Genomic DNA, 20393 nt, shown 5'->3' with positions numbered 1-20393 from the left:
AATTTAGTATTTATGAGTACAACCAAACGTTTGATTACTACTTTATTCACATTTATAACTTTTATCACTAAAGCTCAATTACCAAATGGTTTTGTTGACCAAGTCCATTCGGATAATTGGCAAAACCCGACAGGGCTTACATTTGATACAAATGGGAAAATGTATGTCTGGGAAAAAGATGGAAAAGTATATGTCGTTGAAAATAATGTAAAAACCTTATTTCTTGATATATCAGAGGAAGTAGCAAATTACGGTGATTATGGCATTTTAGGTTTTGTATTAGACCCTAATTTTCTCAATAATGGACATGTTTATCTATACTACATAGTTGATAGACATTATTTATTGAACTATGGCACTGAAAGTTATAGCCCTGGAATAACTCTTGAAGGGGCAACTATTGCCCGTGTAACAAGATATACTACACCTACTCCCCAAACGCCAACTACGGTTGATTATGGTTCAAGACTGGTGCTTTTAGGAGAAACAAAATCGACAGGTGTGCCTATTACAGGAACTAATCATGCAGGTGGAGGTATGGCTTTTGGCAATGATGGTTCGTTATTGATCGGAACTGGCGATGGTGGGCTCGGAATAGATTATAATGGTGAAGCATTGGCAGATGGAATTATTTCAGAAGCCGAAAGTGTGGAAGATAGGGTTTATCGTTGTCAGATGATAAATTCGCTTAATGGAAAAGTAATAAGAATCAATGCTCTTAACGGCGATGGCTTTGCCGATAATCCATATTTTGATTCAAATGATCCTCGTTCGGCTCGCTCACGGGTATGGGCATTGGGTTTCCGAAATCCATTTAGACTTTCTGTTAGACCCAATTCAGGCTTTCCTGGTGCAGTTTATGTAGGCGATGTAGGTTGGAGCCATAGAGAAGAACTAAACATTATCACAACAAGTGGTCGAAATTTTGGTTGGCCCATCTACGAAGGTAATGATAAAACTACTGTTTGGACTAACCCAGCCTATATACCTTCAAGCTATCAAAAACCAACTGTTGAATGGATACACGATGGTTGGCAAGAAGATCTCTCTGCCAGAGTTATCATTCATGAAGTAGCTCATACAGTAGGGTCGGAGGAGTTTCCTGGGAATAATTTCACTGGAACATGTGCAATTGGTGGAGTTTGGTACACCGGAACAACCTTTCCTGAAGAATACAGGAATTCGTATATATTTGCCGATTTCGCACCTGGTTGGATTAAGAGTTTTTCATTTGATACTTCTCAAAATCCGACTTCTTTTCGAGATTTGCATAACTCGGCTTTAGGAGCAGTCTCGTTGGCTTATAACCCCGTTGACGAGTCGATTTACTACATAAAATTGGGTTTTAATGAAGGTGACCCCGTTGAAGTTCGTAAAATTTCTTATGCTGTCGGAACAAATATAGCTCCTACTGCACGATTTTTAACGAGTACTAAAAATGGAATTTCGCCCCTAAATATTACTTTTGATGCGTCAACATCAAGCGATTACGAAAATACAAGTTCTCTTACTTATTCTTGGGATTTCGGTGATGGGCAGACTGGAAGCGGTATAAACCCTTCGCACACATTCGATAATGGTTCATCAGCTCCGCAGGCCTTTTTGGTAAAGCTAACAGTTACTGATGAAGGAGGTTTAAGTGATACTACTTCGACCATTATTTCGCTTAATAATACACCACCCGTAATTACCTCTACAAGTATTGACAATATTAACATTTTCAATAACAATGGGGCTGATATTATTTACTTATCAGCCGAAACTACTGATAGTGAAGAAGTCAGTAGTCAACTCACTTATCGTTGGACAGTACGACTACATCATGACGAACATTCACACCCTGCATTAGATGTAACAAGACAGACTTCGCAGGTGAATCTTGAAGTAGTTCCGTGTGACGGACATTTGTATTTTTACAGAATTACATTGCGAGTCACAGATTCTTATGGCCTCTCTACCACTTTTACAAAGGGTATTTATCCAAGTTGTGGTGAACAAGATACAACTCCTCCTGACGAACCGCTGGTAAAACTTTATAATCTCAATGCCAATGGTTTTTATTTGTCATGGAATAGTGTGTCTGATAACGTTGGTGTTGGTTCGTATGAAGTATTCGTAAATGGGGTGTCAAAAGGGGTATTAAGCTCCCAAACGCTTGTTTATCAATATATTTCACAAATAAGTATTATTAATCAGCCTTTTCAGTGTTATATAAAAGCAATTGATTTATCAGGAAATACTACTTTAAGTTCAAAACTTAATTTTATTGCCAAAGTGGGTTCTGGTAATCATGTACAGGCATATCTTTCAGACCTTTTATCTGTTTCTGCAACAAATGGTTTTGGACCAGTTGAGATTGATAAAAGTAATGGAGAAGGGGCAATTGGAGATGGCAGTAATCTTACGCTCAATGGTATTTCCTTTACTAAAGGTTTGGGAACTCACGCAGATGCTGAAATTATTTATAACCTAACACCCAACGAATATAATAAATTTACGGCCAAGATTGGTATTGATGACGAAGTTCCCGATGGAAATTGTGGAAGTGTAATATTTAAGATTTTTAAAGATGATAGTTTAGCATATACCAGTCCGATTATGTATCCATCATCGGCCACTATTGACGTAGATATTGATATAAGCAATACAAGTCAACTAAAATTAGTTACTGATAAAGCAGGAGATAATAACTACTGCGACCATGGAGATTGGGCTGATGCCAAACTACAATTGTTAAAAACTAACAGTTATATTACTCTTCCAACTACACCAGCCGATTTAGTGGCTATAGCTCCTGTTCCAAATAATTACCAACTATCGTGGGGAGCTTTGACGGATACCATCGACCCAAATCTTAAATATGAAATAGTTGTCGATGGGCAAATAATTGATAGTACAACTAACCTAAGCTATTTATTGCCAGTTTTGAGAGAGGGAACTTACACCATAACCGTTCAAGCCAAAGACCAAGCTAATAATCGAGCTGTAAGTAAATCAATAGTTTTGGTTTATACGCCGTGTGCATCAATAATAAACTTGGCGACAAGCGAAAATTATAACGATGCCAATCTTACACTAAAGGCCGCAAATACAATTACAGCAACAAACGTTGTATCAGGTTCATCAAAAGTTATTTATCAAGCAGCAAAAAGTGTAGAGTTTTTGCCAGGTTTTAGTATTGTTGCGGGAAGTGTTTTTATTGCAAAAATACAAGGATGTGATAATTGATAGTTTTTTTGTAATTTTGTATAACAAAACTAAAACTCCAATACACAAATGAAGAAACCTTTACTACTGTTGATTATCTCAACTGCCCTGTTATTTTCGCTTAACTCTTGTGAAGAAGAAAATCTTATCACTGGAGCAAGTAATAATACGGGGAGTACAACCACTAACCCTTCAGCTGGTTCAAATACAGGTACTACAACGCCTAAGTGCTATCTTAAGGAGGTCGTAGAAGTGGAAGACGGAGAAAAATATACAACTAAGCTCACGTACAATACCAAAAATATCCTTGAAAGAATGGATAACGATGGTGCTATTACAAGTTATGAGTATGATGGTAGTGGGAGAGTCAGTAAACAAATAATCAGAGATGGGGCTGCTACCGAGACCTATAGTTATAGCTATGATTCAAAAGGTAACATCACTACGATAAAGTACACGGCCAAAGATACTCCATATAATATATTTATCACTGAATATAAAATCACTACAAGTTCGAATGGGCAGATCGCAAAGGTTGAAGCGGTTACTGAGGACGGAAATGTAGATTTTTTGCTGGAATATGATGCAAAAGATAACATAAAGAAAATAATAATAAGTGCCGACGGTAAAAAAGCAACATTGGTGGAAAACGTAACGTTTGATGATAAATCAAATGCTTTTGCTAATGCTGGGTTAAAGAAAACAGAAATTCCGTTAGTAATTTTTGGAGCATTTTTTGGTGAAAATCTAACATACTTTATGAATACAAACAATGTGTTGTCAGATAAAACCTTAGGAGCTTTTAGTACAGAAATTGCAACTACTACTTATAAGTACGAATATACCAAAGATAATCTTCCATCAAAGAAGACTTATATTCAAGTTGATGGTACTGATAGATACGAAGGAAGTGCTACTTACTTGTATGACTGTAAATAAGAGTTTTTATTATCAAAAAGTGCCATTTGAGGTTCCTCGAATGGCACTTTTTTTATCCACGTACTAAACCATTTTCTCGAAGAAAATTATTTGTCATTACTTCTTTTTCGGGGTTTAAAACTACTTGTTTGAGTACTTCACAAACAAAAAGCTCGTGGTCGCCTGCATCAGTTGAATGTAAAACTTTACATTGAATATACCCAATCGCTTCGGTCAGAAACGGGCAGCCTCTTGAATCAAAATCATGCTTTAAGTTTTTAAATTTATCACTATCTTTTCCGCTACGTCGCCCAAGTTTAGTAATCAGGTTTGTTTGTCCTGTGTGTAATAGATTGATATTTAGTACCTTAGATGCTCTCACAAGTTCGATAGTGTAATCAATTTTATAAAGAGCCACACAGACTGTTTTTCCACCCATCGCCGTTTGGATAACCCACGTTGCAATATTGGCATTGTGGTTTCGTTCATGCACGGTTGTAATGGCGTGGACATCGTAGTTTTTATATTTTAGTAAAGACTTTGGCATTGTACAACGAGTATATTTTCAATATAATAACGGTTTTACTGGCCAATTGTTACTCGTAAAATAAAGAGTATCTAAATGAAAATGTAGGTAGTTTTATAAATTACATTTCTTTAAATTTGTATTTATTCAATAAAAAATTTAATATTACAGCGAAATTGTTCAGCCCTAAGCCCAAAAAAGATTTTTGATACCTACCCTAAACTGAAACGTATGCACCCAGCCGAATTTCGACTGGGTGTTTTTTGTTACTTTATCTTACGAATCAGCACATCGCCGTGCATGGTTTTCATCATGATTTCTGGGCCACCACCGTTGATTTTACCGTAAGTCCATTCGTCTTTTTGGATTTTATACAGCCCTTTTTCTTTATCGGCAGTTTGTTTGATTTTGGCGGCTGTTTTATCTACATCAATATCAAAGTCGGTCAGTACTTCGCCCATGTCCGATTTTAGTTTTACGTTGGCTTTTACAGTGGCAGGAAACGTTACATCAACATTACCGTTGAGAGTCGTGAAGGCCATCGGAGTATTAGGTGTGATACTCGTAAAGTTGATGATGATGTCTTCGTTGATGGTATTGGCCACTACCGAACCAGCCACATTTTTCATCTTGATTTCGCCATTGATGTTTGAAATTTCGTGGTTTCCATTCACATTTTCTACATAAATATCACCATCGTTGATGGTTTTTAGTTTAAGCGAAGCTTTGTGCGGCACTTTTATGCTGAGGTTTACTTTCATATTCACTCGGTCGGTGCTTACATTAACCGTGTTGTTTTGTTCACGGGCCACTATCTCAAAACCATCGTTGGTCGAGATTTTCTTCATGCCGTCGGCACGTTCACGGTTTTGCTTTTTCTCCGAAACTGGTGCAATAGCATCAATGATAATATCTTTTCCATCGTAGCCGATGACTTTGATTGAGCCAGAAATGAGATTGGCGTTAAGTTTTATCTCTTTTGTGGGGTCTGATACTGGAACGGTGAGCTGTTCACGGTCTTGACTTTGGGCATAAAACGATGCTAATAAAATAAGCACCAATGCTACGAATATTGTCTTTTGCGATTTCATTTTTTTAGATTTTTTAATGTAACTTTTGTTTTAAACAGAGCAATTCAGAAAATTGCTTTACGATTTTTTGATATAAATATTTCCGTTGAAAGTCTCGAATTTTAAGTTTTTTCCACCCGAACCAATTCTTATAATGCTTCCTTTACTAAGCTTGTGGGTGGTGCCTTTGTCGGTTTCGCTGATGGTTTTCGTGACACGAGCGGGTAGTTTTTCTACGTCCTCAAAATCGGTGTAAAAATCTCCTTGAAAAGTTTTAAACTCACAATCGGCCGAAAAATTTGTTGGATACACAATGTTTAAATTTCCGTTGAGTGTATAATACTGGGCATTATCTGGCGGCACAGTTGTATAATTGATGTTTACATCGCCATTGATGGTGCGTATTTCATTGGCCTTATGGGCATTTTTTACCGTTATTTTGCCATTAATGTTATTTACTTTCATAAAGCCTGATACATCAACTACTGAAATATCTCCGTTATTTATTGTTGAAACCACCAAATTCATACTTTTGGGTACTTTTATCGTATAATTTAGGTTATACCGATACTGAATTTTGCGGTATTCGTTTTTATTCCATCTATCTCGATTTCGGTTCGGTCGAGAGTCGAATGGTTCGATAATGTAAGCAATCAGACTATCGGCTTTTTGTTCAAATTCGAGTTTAAACTCTTGTTTTCCTTCTTCTACAATTTCGTTGCTTTTGCCCGAAATAGTTTTCTCGACTTCAATTAAAACCTTGTTTCCATCATAACCTTCGACTTTTATAAAGCCATCAATGTTATAAACGGCCAACACGCTGCTGGGTGAAACCACAAACTCTTTTTTAATGGTTTCGGTAAATTTTAGGTCTTGTGCGGGAGCGTTTGTGCATGACAATACCACTCCCGACAAAATCGGAATAATTAGTTTTTTCATAATTTTGTGTTTGTTTTGTGTTCTACGAAAGTACTTGAATCGTTTTTTCAATTTTGCCTTTTACGGCTTTGTTGAGGTTTTCTTTTTGAAGTAATTGCTTAAACTCTTTCACGGAGCGTTTTTCTTGTAATTTCACCATGGCGTCGGCCAAGGCCACTTGCACCAACGGCGATTCTTGTTTCATGAGCGACTGCACCAACCCTTCACGCACTTTTGGGTAATTTCCAAGCTGTACTAAGGCTTCGAGCGTAACGAGTCGTACGTTCTCGTTAGGGTCGGAGTTGAGGGTTGTGAGCAAAGCATCAATCACTTTATCATCAACTTTGTTGAGTTCTTGTGTATAACTTACGGCTTTAAGGCGTTCGGTGGCAGTCGGGTTTTCGAGCATTGAAAGCATCATCATTTCTTTCATTTCTTGCACTTCAGACGATAACTGCTTTACATCGTTTTGGTCGGCAACTGCCTGATTAGTAGGCTTTCCTGCAAAATATCCAATTGCTCCGCTCATCAGAATCAGTACCATTGCATAGGCCCAGTTGTAAGAAGGTTTGTAAACGAAAACTTCTTTTATTTTAGCAAAAAACAGACCCAAACTACTTGCTTTTTTCTCTTCGACTTCGGCTTTGTAAGTATCAAGCATGGCATGAAAACGAGGTTTCATGGCTTGGCTTGGGTCGGGTGTTGGTAATTTGCCGAGTTGTTCCCAAAGTTGCTTTTCTATTTCATCAAATTCTTCGTTCATATCGCTCTATCACTTAAATAAATACTCTTTAATTCTTTCATGGCTCGGTGTACTCGAACCTTGATGTTTCCTTCGGATGTGCCGAGAATATCGGCAATTTCTTGGTATGATAATTCTTGAAAACGACTCAAAACTAATACTTCTCGATACTCAGGACTCAACTTTGCCAAAGCAGCATGGAGGTTTTCGGACTCTTGTTTTTTTTCGAGCTGAATATCGGCTGCTGGCTCTGAAATTATTTTTTCGCTCATGGCCGTTACATCTGCCTGATAGACCATCCGTTGGTTTTTCTTGGCGGCATCAATCAACACATTTCTTGCCAAATGATACATCCAAGTGCGGTATTCGCCGACTTCGGTAAAGGTGTGGCGATATTTTAACATTCGATAAAAAACCGTCTGAACCAAATCTTCGCTGTGTGCCGCTTGCCCCGTTGAATGATAAAGAAAAGCAAACAATGCTCGATGATAACGCTCAAAGAGCAATCCCATCTTGTCTAAATCGCCCGCTTTTACTTTGAGCATTAAATGATTGTCGGTCAGAGCTTCCAAACGCTGAAAAAGTTTTTAGTTTTGGTTATTTGAATGTGGAAACTGAGTGAAAAAGGAAAGGTTACAGTAAAAATAAAGTTTTTTTTCTTGAAGTTGATTTTTAAGTCATTTATAAAGCTCAAAGATTAACCTATTAAGTAAAACTTATGTTTCTTATCTTTGTATAGATAAAATCTAATAAGCTTGAAATGAACATCCAACAATTAGAATATATAGTAGCGGTTGATAAACACCGTCATTTTCAGCGAGCGGCCGACGAATGTTGCGTTACGCAAGCAACACTGAGTATGATGATAAAAAAACTTGAAGAAGAATTGGAGGTGATTCTTTTTGATAGAAGCAAACAGCCCGTTGTTCCGACTGAAACAGGTAAAGGAATTATCACACAAGCAAAGGTTATTCTGAAAGAAACTTCCCACTTAAAACAACTCGCCAATGATACGAAAGCCGAAGTAAAAGGACAAATCAGAATCGGAATTATTCCGACACTTGCACCGTATTTGTTGCCGCTGTTTTTGTATAATCTGCTAAAAAACAATCCACAACTAAAAGTAAAAGTTAGCGAACTGAACACCGACCAGATTGTGGAACAACTCGAAAAAGACCATCTTGATGTCGGGATTTTGGCAACGCCTATCAATGTTGAGGGCTTGAAAGAATATCCTCTTTTCTACGAAAAACTCGTGGTTTTTGTATCAGATAAAGAAACTACGCTCAAGAAAAAGTTTATTTTGCCCGAAGAAATTGATGTGAATCGCCTTTGGTTGTTGGAAGAAGGGCATTGTCTTCGCTCGCAAATGATGAATTTGTGTGAATTACGTAAGAAAAATACCGATTTCGGAAATCTCGAATACGAAGCTGGAAGTATAGAATCACTACTAAAAATCGTAGAAATGAATAATGGAATCACGGTAGTGCCAGAATTGGCGGTGATTAATTTCAGCGAAAAACAAAAAAAGCAGATACGAGAATTTAAAGCTCCCGTACCTGTGCGTGAAATAAGTTTGGTTACGTACCGCCATTTTGTAAAAACAAAGCTACTCGAAGTACTTGCCGATGAAATAAAAGCAGGCGTTGAGGCTTTTATTCCGCAACAAAGCGGTAAGCAGTTTGTGGTGGAGATATGAGTTCCGATTCTAAAAACCAAAAGATAACCGAAGTCCAATAGTGCTGCTGGCGGGCTTTATTTTTCTATCAATAACATCATAGGTAAATAATCCGATTTCAGGCTGAATTCTAATTAATGGAGTTAATTGATACCACCCGAAAATTTTGACATTGGCAGTTGGTGCATTACTCTTGGGGTCTCTGAACCTACTATATCCTAAAAATACGCCTCCTTTAAATTGAGTTTGGCTGTTTTTTCTTTGGTAAAAGGTAATCCCTGTAAAATATGTAGGAACAATTAATGAAAGTAGAGAATTATTTGTTCTTTCGGTCTTTTCTATAAACATAAAAGAAGTTTGAATACCCAAAGCAATTCCTTTTTTGTGATAACTACTTGATGCGATGTCAAAAGCGAGAGTGGTTGAGCCTTGAGCTTGCCCTTTAATCATTCCAATTCCCAAATCGGCATGAAAATTAATAAAATCAAACAACGCATTTCCTTTCACTTTACTTCTGATTCGTTGGCTTGCTAAATCGTTTACTACGCCAAGTATTTTCCACGGTTTTACGGTTTTTCGCTCATTTTCAACTCTTTCTGATGCTTCGATTATTGCTTGATTGATGTTATTATCGAGAATGTCTTCTACGTCATCAATGGTATTGAGATTGAACAAAAAACTTTGGCTTTGGTAAGTTTTGAAAATCCGATTGGCAGTTTTTACCAGTTCAGCCGTGGCTTTATCATCAAAATTAATCAACACTAAAGTATCTTGTTGCAGACGCACGAGTTCAACTTCTTTTCCGAACTGAAAAGCTTCTTTTTGTGGAAAATACTGAATATCAATCACCGATTTTCGATTGACATTTTTATTTTTAGCATAATACGTTATTTTCTTTACCGTATTTTGTTTCAAAGTATCACGAATCAGCGAATAATCTTGCCAGAAATTACGTAATAAAGAATCTACATTGTGCTTTAGGTTAAACTTACTAATTCCTTGATAATCAATCAATAAGCGATTCTTATCGCCAAAATCAATGACCAAATTATTGAGATTTTTCTTTACTTCCTCATTGAAATAAATATCCGATTTTCGAGCAAAATCATTGACCATAATTGGAGGTCGGATGCCCTCCAAAACCGTCATGGTATCATATTTTGCTTTCGTTTTTTGGCAAAAAGCATTACCCACAATGCTCAAAACGAGCATCGAAATTACACATAGTTTTTTCATAAGTATTTGTTTTAAGATTTAACAACTGTCGTCTGTCGTCAATGGACTATCGACTAATCATTGTATTCTGATAGAAGGTGTTTGTATGGTTTCTTTTGAGTTATTTTCGTTCTTCTCAAACAATTTTCCTGCAAATTGCACTTTAAATCTTGGCTGCTGAAAAGGCATATCTCCCTGTTTTGAAATTTCGTTGATATGAACAGTTTTGAGATTTACTTTAGGCTTTTTCTCAAAAACAATCTTTGATTGAAAATTGAGCGAATCAGGTAAATTATTGATGTTTTTATTAGAAAAATCGCTATTTTTTACCGAAATACTCGCTATTTGAAAATCTAACCTTTCTGAAATTGCTGCTTTCTTTTTCTTTAAAATGGGTATTTTTTTATCCTTTTTTAATTTGATCGTTTCTTTTATGACCATTGGTTTTTCTACCTTTTTTTCATGTATAATCGCAACGGGAGAGGAAACTAAACCCTTTCTATCAAGGGGTAAAACCCACCAACTCACAGCCGCGACCAAACAGGCCGCCACAGGTACAAGCCAATACCAAATTGAGCGTTTTGGTTGATGTAAATCTTGCTGAATATTTCCCCAAAGTGCCGCTTCATCGAAAGTGGAAGTTTCGGGCAAGGTATCTTGTATATTTTCGATTTTTCGCTTGAAAAAATCATCTATATTTTGCTCCATAATCGTATCCTCGTTTTTGTAATTCAGCCTGTAAAATCTGTCGAGCTTTGTGCAATTGCGTTTTTGAAGTGTTTTCGCTGATTTTGAGTTTTTCGGCAATTTCGGGGTGACTAAATCCTTCTATCGCAAAAAGATTGAAAACCGTTCGGTAACCATCAGGTAGCTTCAAAATCAAGGCATAAATTTCTTCTTCGTCAATATTTTCGTAGGTAGAAAAATCTTTAATCGGCTCATTATCAACAATTTCATCTATCGAAATTGTGCTGAATTGCTTTTGCCGAATTGCCATCAAGCACTCATTAACCATTATTTTCTTGAGATACGGTTCTACCGAATTTTCGCCTCGATACTCAATCTTTTCTATCGACCGAAAGAATTTCAAAAAGCCATTCATCAGCAATTCTTGGGCATCTTCCTCTACTCGTACATAACGCACGCACAACCGAAACATCCGCTTCACAAACGTATCATAGACACGCTTCTGTACGAAAGGATTTTGCTTTTTCAGTTCTGTGATTAGTTGAGCTTCGAGCATGAAATCTTGGTTGGATTGCTTTCAAAAGTATATATGCAGAAAAACGCCGAGGGGTTGTCTGTGGTATGAATTTTTTATATATTTGATAAAAAAACAACGATTATGGTAGCCGCAAAGAGCATCAAAGAAACTATTCTGGAGGAATTGAAAACCAAAGAGATTGTTTGTATTCCTGCATCGGAGGCAGATTACTTAGATTTAGCAAGTAAATTACCGTTCAAAGTAGAGTACCACAACAGCGAAATAATTACTATGGGATTAGCATCTTTTTGGCACGAAACTATTATTGGAAATATGATTTGGATGTTAAAAAATCTATTTTCAGACAGTGACGAACATTATGTTTTGGGTAGTAACTCAGGCGTTCAGATTCCGAAGTTTGAAGGTGGTTACTATATGCCCGATGTACTGGTAGTGAAAGGAGAGCCTATTTTTAAAGCAAACTCTACGGCAATTATTACAAACCCATATATCGTTATTGAAGTTTTATCGAAAGCAACCGAAACTTTTGACTTATCGGACAAACTACACGAATACAAACATTTGGGAAGTCTGCAACAAATCATTTTCATTAATCAGAAAAAAGTTGGAGTTATGAGTTATTTACGTTCAGAAAACCCAAATATTTGGCTCAATCAAGACTTTTATAATGAAACCGATGTAATGCAAATTGACGGCAAAGATATTGCGGTGAAGGAAATTTATAAGAAAGTGAAATTTGAGAAATAATCGTGAAACGAACTTCCCAGTTCGTTAGTAGTAAAAAATATATATGCGAATCAGAAGATTCGCTCCACAAAAAAGGGCTGCAAGTTTGATTTGCAGCCCTTTTTGTATTTGTCGAACGAACTGGGAAGTTCGTTCGGTATGTAGGAGAAATCAGAAATCTTCATCCATCGAAAACGCCATGTCTGTCTTTTGCGACATCACACCTGCTTTTTGGTATTCACCCACACGTTTCTCGAAGAAATTGGTTTTTCCTTGTAGCGAAATCATATCCATAAAGTCGAATGGATTGGTTGCGTTGTAAGTTTTTGCCAAACCAAGAGATTCGAGCAAGTGGTCGGCTACGAACTCGATGTATTGGCACATCAATTCGGCATTCATACCAATCAACGAAACTGGCAAGGCATCGGTTACGAATTCTTTCTCAATTTCAACGGCATCACGCACCAAATTATATACTTTTTCGGCTGGATATTTATTTATAATGTATTTCGTGTAAAGCAAACAAGCAAAATCACGGTGCAAGCCTTCATCACGAGAAATTAGCTCGTTCGAGAAAGTCAAACCTGGCATCAAACCACGTTTTTTCATCCAAAATATTGAGCAGAACGAGCCTGAGAAGAAAATACCTTCAACCACCGCAAATGCCAGTAAGCGGTCAATAAAATTACCGTTGTCAATCCATTTCAAAGCCCAATCGGCTTTTTTCTTCACGCACGGAATGTGGTCAATGGCATTGAGCATTTTATCACGTTCAACGGCATCTTTGATATACGTATCAATCAACAACGAGTAAGTTTCTGAGTGAATGTTTTCCATCATAATCTGGAAACCGTAGAAACATTTTGCCTCGGCAAACTGAATACGAGAAATGAAGTTTACCGCCAAATTTTCATTCACGATACCATCAGAGGCAGCAAAGAACGCCAATACGTGCGAAATAAAATGACGTTCGCCATCATTTAGTTTTGCCCAATCTTGCAAATCTGGCGAGAGGTCTATCTCTTCGGCAGTCCAGAAAGAGGCTTCGTGTTTTTTATAAAATTCCCAAATATCGTTATGTTTGATGGGGAAAAGAACAAAACGAGTTTTGTCTTCAATAAGAAGGGGTTCAACTTGTAATAGTTCAGCGTCGGTCATTGGTTTGTAGTTTTTGGAGTTTATTGGTAGGCGGTACTCCGCCAAGTATTTACATTTTCAAATTTGGGACTGCATAAGAGCAGAATCATAACCCAAATATACTTACATAATTGTTTGTTAGCAATGAATGTTTTCGATAATTTCAACTTTTTTTCTAAAGACTTGATAGTCAATTAAGTATTTTTTTTGAAAAAAAAGTTCATATTTTTGTCATGATTTGAAGAATTTAATTTACAAACATATGAAATTGACTTCAAGAGAAATCTCTCTCTTCTAAGTACTTTTCGATTAAAAATACTATAATTGTAAACTTTTGTCTTTCTACGGAAATATTGTAAAATTATTACTCAGAAAACTGTTTCTTTACAATCAAAGCGTAGTCTAAACCGAAAAATATCAAGCAACACATAAATTCAATCAATCATGCAATCATCTGGTTTAAAATTCAGATTTATCATAGGCATAGTCATGGCAATTGTGGCCTTGATAAGCTATTATAGTAAAAATCAAGTAAACCCTATAACTGGCGAAAAACAACATATTGACCTTACACCCGAGCAAGAAGTGGCAATGGGTTTGCAGTCGGCCTCACAAATGGCTCAAGAATATGGCGGACTATATAATGATAATGAAGTACAACAACAAATCAAGTCGGTTGGTTATAAACTCGTCAAACAAGTTGTAGATGAAGTAAAAAGTAAAGGAGCAACAGTACCTTATCAATTCGATTTTCATGTACTGGCCGATGACCAAACCGTTAATGCTTTTGCACTACCTGGCGGACAAATGTTTATTACGGTTGGACTTCTGAAAAGATTAAAGTCAGAAGATCAGTTGGCAGGTGTATTGGGTCACGAAATTGGCCACGTGATTCACCGCCATTCGGCACAACAAATGGCTAAATCTGATTTTTATAATGGTTTGGTTGGAGCAGTCGCTACCGCAACTTCTGATGGAACAGGTATGGGTGGTGGACAAATCGCTCAGTACGTAGCCCAAATTCAACAAATGAAATTTGGCCGTAATGATGAACTTCAATCGGATGAATTTGGCGTAAAATATTTGATTAAAGCAGGTTATAACCCCAACGCCATGATTGAAGTCATGGAGATTCTGGCCGAAGCCAGTGGAGGTCAGCAACGTGACGAATTCATGAGTTCGCATCCAAGCCCTGAAAATCGTATTGCCAAAATCAAAGAACATATAGCTAAATATAGTAAATAAAACTTGTTGAAACTTCAAAACTCTGATACCGCAAGATACATAAATGAATGTTTTGTATCCTTGCGGTAACTTTTTGGAACATATCTGAAATCCAACGAACAATTATTCACGTATGTAGTTTAAATGACTATAAGAAAAGATTAGAAAAACCTTGTCAACATCTACTGCCATATTGATTTTTACGCAAGAAGCATCGAAAGAAGCTACTCGTAAAATGCTGACTCCCTCGAAGAATCAAGGAGTCAACCGATTGGTATTTGACAAGTTGAATCATTTCGTCGAGCGTAAGGCTACGGCAGCTGCTTCTAAAGCCGAAAATCTACGAGTTTTTTATTCAAATCAATTAACCAAGCCAAACAACAATAGTTTTGGGAAACAACTTTCGGCAGCTATTCAAGTAGTTTTTGAGCGGGGATTTGAAAAGGTAATTTGTATTGGTAATGACTGCCCCGCACTCAATGAAAATCGAATTTTAGCAGCGGTAGAAAAACTTCAAACGGTTGATACAGTTGTTGGTCCTGATAATCGTGGAGGAGCTTATTTAATTGGTATTTCCAGCAAAGGTTTTAAAGCGGAAGTTTTCGAAAACCTTGCTTGGCAGAGTGAAAAAATGCTGGAAAGTTTTATAGGGCAATACGCTAACAAAGTTGTATTACTGCTCGAAACTTTATCAGATATTCATACTTTCCAAGAACTACAAACCTACACAATATCGAGGTATTTTATTGCCTTTTTAATTCGCCTCATTGAGCAAATTACTGCAAGGATTCAGAGTTTTTACTGCTTTTTTGTAGAAAATCGCTCAATTCGCTCATTATCTCTACGAGCCCCACCATTCGTCTGAAAACACTCATTTATTATTTAAATTTAGTTATAAACGAACTTTTTAAGTCCGCTATATAACGCTGTATTTTCTTTTCAAAACACATACTATATGAAAACATATTATAACCCCGATGACCTCTCAAAGTTTGGTAAAATCGGAGAATTTGGTGGACAAGATTTAGCCAAGAAATTCTTTGATTATTACGGCGAAACTTTCAAAGATGGAGCATTGACCGAGCGTGAAAAATCATTAATTGCCTTGGCAGTGGCTCACACCATGCAATGCCCGTATTGTATTGATGCTTACACAGCCGATACATTGGCAAAAGGCTGTACCGAAGATGAGATGATGGAAGCAGTACACGTATCAGCAGCAATGGCAGCGGGCGTAAAACTCGTACACAGCGTACAGATGATAAACAAAGCCAAAGAATTAATGATGTAAAATATAATTTTGAGTGATTGGATGAGTGAATGATAGAATAAAAAATCAGACTCATTCATTCTCTCATTCACTCATTCAACATTAGAATAAATAAATGTCAAATCCAGTCAAGAGTTTAAAGGCTCAGAAAAGCCAATTAGGAGAATCAGCTTTCCAACTAAAAGTACTTAACGATAAAGAACTTTTAGGCGGCAACGTACCTTTGTTTCGAGATAAATTAGAGGATATAAACTTGTTTCCACTGAAACCTACCAAACTCGAAATTTTTCAGATAAACGTAGGGAAAATGTGTAATCAAGTGTGTAAGCATTGCCACGTTGACGCAGGCCCTGACCGCAAGGAAATAATGACCCGTGAAACCATGCAACAATGCGTTGACATCATTGCAAAATATAAGTTCACAACCCTTGATTTGACTGGCGGAGCTCCCGAAATGAACAACAATTTCAGATGGTTTATTGAAGAAATCCGTAAAGTTGATACCGACATCAAGATAATTGTACGTTGTAATCTGACCATTATTCTGGCCAATCCAAAATATCACGATTTACCAGATTTTTTCAAGAAAAATAATATTGAAGTGGTTTCTTCATTGCCTGCTACGAGTGCTTCTCGTACCGATTCGCAACGTGGCGATGGTGTTTTTGAAGATTCAATCAAGGCACTTCAAATGCTCAATGCTGTTGGTTACGGAATGGAAGGAACAGGACTAAACCTCAATTTAGTTTATAATCCTGCTGGTGCATTTTTGCCTGCTGGTCAGGCTGGTTTGGAAAAAGAATTTAAACGAGTTTTAAAATCAAAATTCAACATTGAATTCAATTCTCTTTTTGCTATTACCAATATTCCAATTAGTCGTTATCTTGATTATTTGTTGGTAAGTGGTAACTACGCTGCTTATATGGAAAAACTCGTAGCGGCTTATAATCCAGTGGCTGCCAGCAATGTTATGTGCCGAAATACACTTTCAATTGGCTGGGATGGCTATCTCTATGACTGTGATTTTAATCAAATGCTCGAACTAAAAGTAGCGGCAAAAGCAAAGCACATCAGCGAGTTTGATTACGACGAACTAAGCAACCGTTCAATTATTGTCAATCAGCATTGTTATGGCTGCACGGCAGGAGCGGGTAGTTCGTGCGGAGGCGAAGTTGCCTAAAACGTAATCCAAAATCGAATAATTCTTAATAAAACCCTTCAAATGGCATTCATTTAAGAAGGCTAAGAATTGTTTTGCTCAAATTTTATCAATCTACTTTTATAAGATTTTATGAAAAAAATATTTACGAAAGGGTGTGGCTTTCTATGGCTCATCGGACTGATGTTTTCGGTTTCGACTTTCGCACAGCAAACCCTAAAAATAACGGGGCAAATCCTTGATGCCGAAACCAATCAAGGTGTAATCGGAGCGAGCATCAGTGCCAACGATGGCAAAAAAACTATCGGAACTATTTCGGACGAAAAAGGTAATTTCTCATTAGCACTTCCCGAAAAAACGCAACAAATTACTATTTCATCGGTTGGTTATAAAAGCCAAACGATAGCATTGAATGGCCAAACACAACTGATGATTTCCTTGCAAAGCGGTGAAGTTTTAAACGAAGTCGTAGTCACAGCCTTAGGTTTGGAGCGTCAGTCAAAAAACTTGGGTTATGCCGTGCAGCAGATTGATGCCAAGGAAGTGAGTCGAGTAAAATCAACTAATTTCTTGGATAATTTGGCTGGTCGAGTGGCGGGCGTAACCATTACGGGCGGGTCAACGGGCGTAGGCTCAACCACACGTATAAGCATAAGAGGCGAATCATCTTTCACGAATGCCAATCCACTTTTTGTGGTTGATGGTATTCCTATTAATAATAATACAGTAGTAAATAATGTAAACGATGATGCCAACGGTTTCATGGAAGTTGATTTCGGGAATGGTGCAATGGAAGTAAACCCCGATGATATTGAATCGGTTACGGTACTAAAAGGCCCATCGGCGGCAGCACTTTACGGAACTCGTGCCTCGAATGGAGTTTTGATTATTAAGACAAAATCAGGAGCAAAATCTAAAGGTTTGGGAGTATCATTTAATACTTCAAATTATCTCGAAACTCCTTTTCAATTACCTGTTTTTCAGAATTCTTATGGTTTAGGAAATAGCGGGCAATATGCCTACAAAGACGGCCTCGGTGGAGGTATCAACGATAATATCACTTATAGTTTTGGACCAAAATTAAACGCTGGACTTTCGATTCCGCAATATGATAGCCCCGTAACTTTGCCAAACGGACAAACTGTAAGAGCGGGCGATGTGGCCATTCACGGAGGCTTGCCAATCACGCCAACGCCTTTTGTGGCTTACCCGAATAACCTCAAAGATTTCTACGGAACTGGCCGCACTTCAATCAATAATTTAGCCATTTCGGCAGGCAACGAAAAAGGCAATTTCCGCCTTTCAATGACCGATTTGAATAGCCAATCGTACATTCCAGGAGTAGATTTGAAGCGTCGCACGGTTTCTACGGCTCTCAATTTTATGCCAATTTCTAAGCTAAAAATTACCTCAAATATTAGTTATATTAATTCGGGAAGTAGTAATCGTCCTGCTACAAAATATGGTTCTGAAAATATCAACTATGCTTTAGTAGGTTGGTTTGGACGCTCAAATAATATTGAGCCACTGAAAGATTACTGGCAGCCAGGTTTAGAAAATGTGCAACAGTTTTCATATAACTACACATTTTTTGATAATCCTTATTTTACGCTTTACGAAAACCGCAACGCCTTCAATCGTGACCGTGTTTTTGGCAATCTCTCGGCTCGTTATGAATTTACGCCCGAATTATCGCTTTCGGTTCGTACGGGTATGGACTACCAAAACGAAGACCGTACTTTCCGTCGTGCATACAGTTCAAACCGTTTCAAAACTGGTGCTTATGCCGAGCAAAACGTTTTTTATCGTGAAATCAATTCCGACTTTTTGCTGAATTACACCAAAAACTTGGGCAATTTGAGCGTAGATGTCTCGGCTGGTGGTAATAGAATGGACCAAAGAGTGGCTAACGAACAAGTTCAAACACTTTCATTGGCACAACCTGGCGTTTATGCTTTGTCGAATGCAGCTTCACCTTTGGAGTATTTCCAAGCGGCTGGTACCAAACGCATCAATAGTTTATATGGTATTGCTAAATTCGGCTTTAAAGATTTCTTGTTTGTAGATATTACTGGCCGTAACGACTGGTCGAGTGCTTTAGCTACTGCCACTTCTTCGGCCAATACATCGTTCTTTTATCCGTCAGTTTCGGCAGGTTTAGTGGTTTCAAATTTGGTTAAATTACCAACGGCTATTTCTTTCTTGAAACTTCGTGCGAGTTATGCACAAGTCGGAAATGACACCAATCCATTCCAAACCATCGGAACATTCGTGGCACGTACGCCCGTAGGTGGTTTACCGACTTTCACCGACCAAAACCAAATTTCAAATGCCAACTTGAAGCCCGAAAGCATTAGTTCGACCGAATTTGGTGCCGATGTGAGATTCTTGAATGATAAAATCAAACTCGACGTAACGTATTTCAATGCTTTGAATAAAAATCAGATTATTTCATTGCCTATTGCCGTTTCTTCGGGTTATGGACAGCAAAGTATCAATGGTGGAGCAGTTAGAAGCAAGGGTGTTGAAGTGGTTCTTGATTTAACGCCAATCCGCACGAATGTTTTTTCTTGGAGAAGTACTTTCAATTTCTCGACTTATCAGAATATCGTAGAGAAATTGCCGATTCCTGGGCAAACTATCACTTTGGCCTACAACAGAATTTATGATAACGTTAATCAAACGGTTTGGTATCAAGTAAAGGAAGGTGGCCGCATGGGCGATATGTACGGAACGGGCTATTTGAAAAACGATAAAGGTGAGTTTATCATTGGAAAAGATGGTCGATACATTGTTGATAATAACCTCAGAAAGTTGGGCAATTATACGCCTGATTTTATGGTAGGATTTAATAATACTCTAAGCTACAAAAACTTCCAAATGAGTTTCTTGTTCGATTGGCGTCAAGGCGGAAAGGTTGTTTCTCGTACTTTAGCATTGGCCGCAGTTGGTGGACAACTTATCGAAACCGAAGACCGCCCCGAAGCAGGTATTATTGCCAAAGGTGTAGTAAACATGGGAACGGCCGAAAACCCTAATTACCAACCAAATACTACTGCTGTAAGTGCCGAAACGTATTACAGAATGTACTACGACCGCAACCACGAAGAAAATAACACTTACGATGCTTCATATTTGAAACTCCGTGAGGTGCTGATTGGCTACGAATTGCCAAAAGGTTGGTTCAAAAACCGAATTGAGACCATCAATGTTTCGTTGATTGGCCGTAATCTTTACGCTTTCAGCAAAATACCGCACTTCGACCCTGAGCAGTTTGGTTTCCAAGGACAAAAATTGATGTCGGGTGTAGAAGACATGAGCTACCCAACTACTCGTAGTTTTGGTGTGAAATTGGGCATAACATTCTAAGGTTTTCAA

18 protein-coding genes are annotated in these 20393 nt (G+C 37.7%); 9 read left to right on the top strand and 9 right to left on the bottom strand.

Annotated elements, in window-relative coordinates:
* The first annotated feature begins 12 nt into the window (after positions 1-12).
* Positions 13-3228 carry an NPCBM/NEW2 domain-containing protein gene (locus ABR854_RS02850; protein WP_350263838.1) on the top strand — a complete coding sequence of 1072 codons (3216 nt, stop codon included), beginning with the start codon at positions 13-15 and terminating at the stop codon, positions 3226-3228.
* Positions 3229-3276: 48 nt separating this feature from the next.
* On the top strand, positions 3277-4146 hold the full coding sequence (locus ABR854_RS02845; protein WP_350263837.1) for a hypothetical protein: 870 nt from the start codon (positions 3277-3279) through the stop codon (positions 4144-4146).
* 52 nt (positions 4147-4198) lie between these two features.
* Here ABR854_RS02845 and ABR854_RS02840 read toward each other — a convergent pair whose 3' ends face one another.
* The 5 genes from ABR854_RS02840 to ABR854_RS02820 form a co-directional block, all read right to left on the bottom strand.
* Positions 4199-4672, bottom strand: coding sequence for a flavin reductase family protein (locus ABR854_RS02840; RefSeq protein WP_350263836.1), 474 nt, complete (start codon positions 4670-4672; stop codon positions 4199-4201).
* Positions 4673-4917: 245 nt separating this feature from the next.
* Entirely contained in the window at positions 4918-5742 is an 825-nt protein-coding gene (locus tag ABR854_RS02835) for a DUF4097 family beta strand repeat-containing protein (RefSeq protein ID WP_350263835.1), read from the bottom strand.
* Between the two features lie 57 nt (positions 5743-5799).
* Positions 5800-6660, bottom strand: a complete 861-nt coding sequence (locus ABR854_RS02830; protein WP_350263834.1) for a DUF4097 family beta strand repeat-containing protein — start codon at positions 6658-6660, stop codon at positions 5800-5802.
* A gap of 22 nt (positions 6661-6682) precedes the next feature.
* Positions 6683-7402, bottom strand: coding sequence for a HEAT repeat domain-containing protein (locus ABR854_RS02825; RefSeq protein WP_350263833.1), 720 nt, complete (start codon positions 7400-7402; stop codon positions 6683-6685).
* Positions 7399-7926, bottom strand: a complete 528-nt coding sequence (locus ABR854_RS02820; protein ID WP_350263832.1) for an RNA polymerase sigma factor — start codon at positions 7924-7926, stop codon at positions 7399-7401. Before ABR854_RS02820 ends, ABR854_RS02825 begins: the two co-directional genes overlap by 4 nt.
* Before the next feature lie 215 nt (positions 7927-8141).
* Here ABR854_RS02820 and ABR854_RS02815 point away from each other — a divergent pair, with 215 nt between their 5' ends.
* The gene (locus ABR854_RS02815; RefSeq protein WP_350263831.1) at positions 8142-9080 is read left to right on the top strand and encodes a LysR substrate-binding domain-containing protein; all 939 of its coding nucleotides are present in this window, start codon (positions 8142-8144) and stop codon (positions 9078-9080) included.
* Between the two features lie 9 nt (positions 9081-9089).
* Here ABR854_RS02815 and ABR854_RS02810 read toward each other — a convergent pair whose 3' ends face one another.
* Genes ABR854_RS02810 through ABR854_RS02800 form a run of 3 tightly spaced genes read right to left on the bottom strand, consistent with a single transcriptional unit; the run spans position 9090 to position 11517 of the window.
* Entirely contained in the window at positions 9090-10295 is a 1206-nt protein-coding gene (locus ABR854_RS02810; protein ID WP_350263830.1) for a hypothetical protein, read from the bottom strand.
* Between the two features lie 57 nt (positions 10296-10352).
* Positions 10353-10982 (bottom strand): hypothetical protein, encoded by a 630-nt coding sequence (locus ABR854_RS02805; RefSeq protein WP_350263829.1) that lies wholly within the window; start codon positions 10980-10982, stop codon positions 10353-10355.
* Positions 10963-11517 (bottom strand): RNA polymerase sigma factor, encoded by a 555-nt coding sequence (locus ABR854_RS02800; protein ID WP_350263828.1) that lies wholly within the window; start codon positions 11515-11517, stop codon positions 10963-10965. The genes ABR854_RS02805 and ABR854_RS02800 overlap by 20 nt, the downstream gene beginning before the upstream one ends.
* Before the next feature lie 102 nt (positions 11518-11619).
* On the opposite strand from ABR854_RS02800, the gene ABR854_RS02795 reads away from it, so the two are divergent.
* Positions 11620-12246, top strand: coding sequence for a Uma2 family endonuclease (locus tag ABR854_RS02795; protein ID WP_350263827.1), 627 nt, complete (start codon positions 11620-11622; stop codon positions 12244-12246).
* 150 nt (positions 12247-12396) lie between these two features.
* On the opposite strand, the gene ABR854_RS02790 is transcribed toward ABR854_RS02795, so the two are convergent.
* Positions 12397-13383 carry a ribonucleotide-diphosphate reductase subunit beta gene (locus ABR854_RS02790; protein WP_350263826.1) on the bottom strand — a complete coding sequence of 329 codons (987 nt, stop codon included), beginning with the start codon at positions 13381-13383 and terminating at the stop codon, positions 12397-12399.
* A gap of 423 nt (positions 13384-13806) precedes the next feature.
* On the opposite strand from ABR854_RS02790, the gene ABR854_RS02785 reads away from it, so the two are divergent.
* From ABR854_RS02785 to ABR854_RS02765, 5 genes are all read left to right on the top strand, one after another.
* Positions 13807-14607 (top strand): M48 family metalloprotease, encoded by an 801-nt coding sequence (locus ABR854_RS02785; protein WP_350263825.1) that lies wholly within the window; start codon positions 13807-13809, stop codon positions 14605-14607.
* 151 nt (positions 14608-14758) lie between these two features.
* Positions 14759-15451, top strand: a complete 693-nt coding sequence (locus ABR854_RS02780; protein WP_350263824.1) for a DUF2064 domain-containing protein — start codon at positions 14759-14761, stop codon at positions 15449-15451.
* Between the two features lie 90 nt (positions 15452-15541).
* Positions 15542-15877 (top strand): arsenosugar biosynthesis-associated peroxidase-like protein, encoded by a 336-nt coding sequence (locus tag ABR854_RS02775; protein ID WP_350263823.1) that lies wholly within the window; start codon positions 15542-15544, stop codon positions 15875-15877.
* Positions 15878-15971: 94 nt separating this feature from the next.
* Positions 15972-17036, top strand: a complete 1065-nt coding sequence (gene arsS / locus ABR854_RS02770; protein ID WP_350263822.1) for an arsenosugar biosynthesis radical SAM (seleno)protein ArsS — start codon at positions 15972-15974, stop codon at positions 17034-17036.
* 111 nt (positions 17037-17147) lie between these two features.
* A complete protein-coding gene (locus tag ABR854_RS02765) occupies positions 17148-20384 on the top strand; it encodes a SusC/RagA family TonB-linked outer membrane protein (RefSeq protein ID WP_350263821.1) in 3237 nt (1078 codons plus the stop codon).
* The last annotated feature ends 9 nt before the right edge of the window (positions 20385-20393 follow it).

The sequence above is a fragment of the Emticicia sp. W12TSBA100-4 genome (genome assembly GCF_040253585.1).
Classification (GTDB): domain Bacteria; phylum Bacteroidota; class Bacteroidia; order Cytophagales; family Spirosomataceae; genus Emticicia.
Note: the sequence above shows the minus strand (reverse complement) of the source record. Positions and strands in the feature narration are given on the sequence as shown.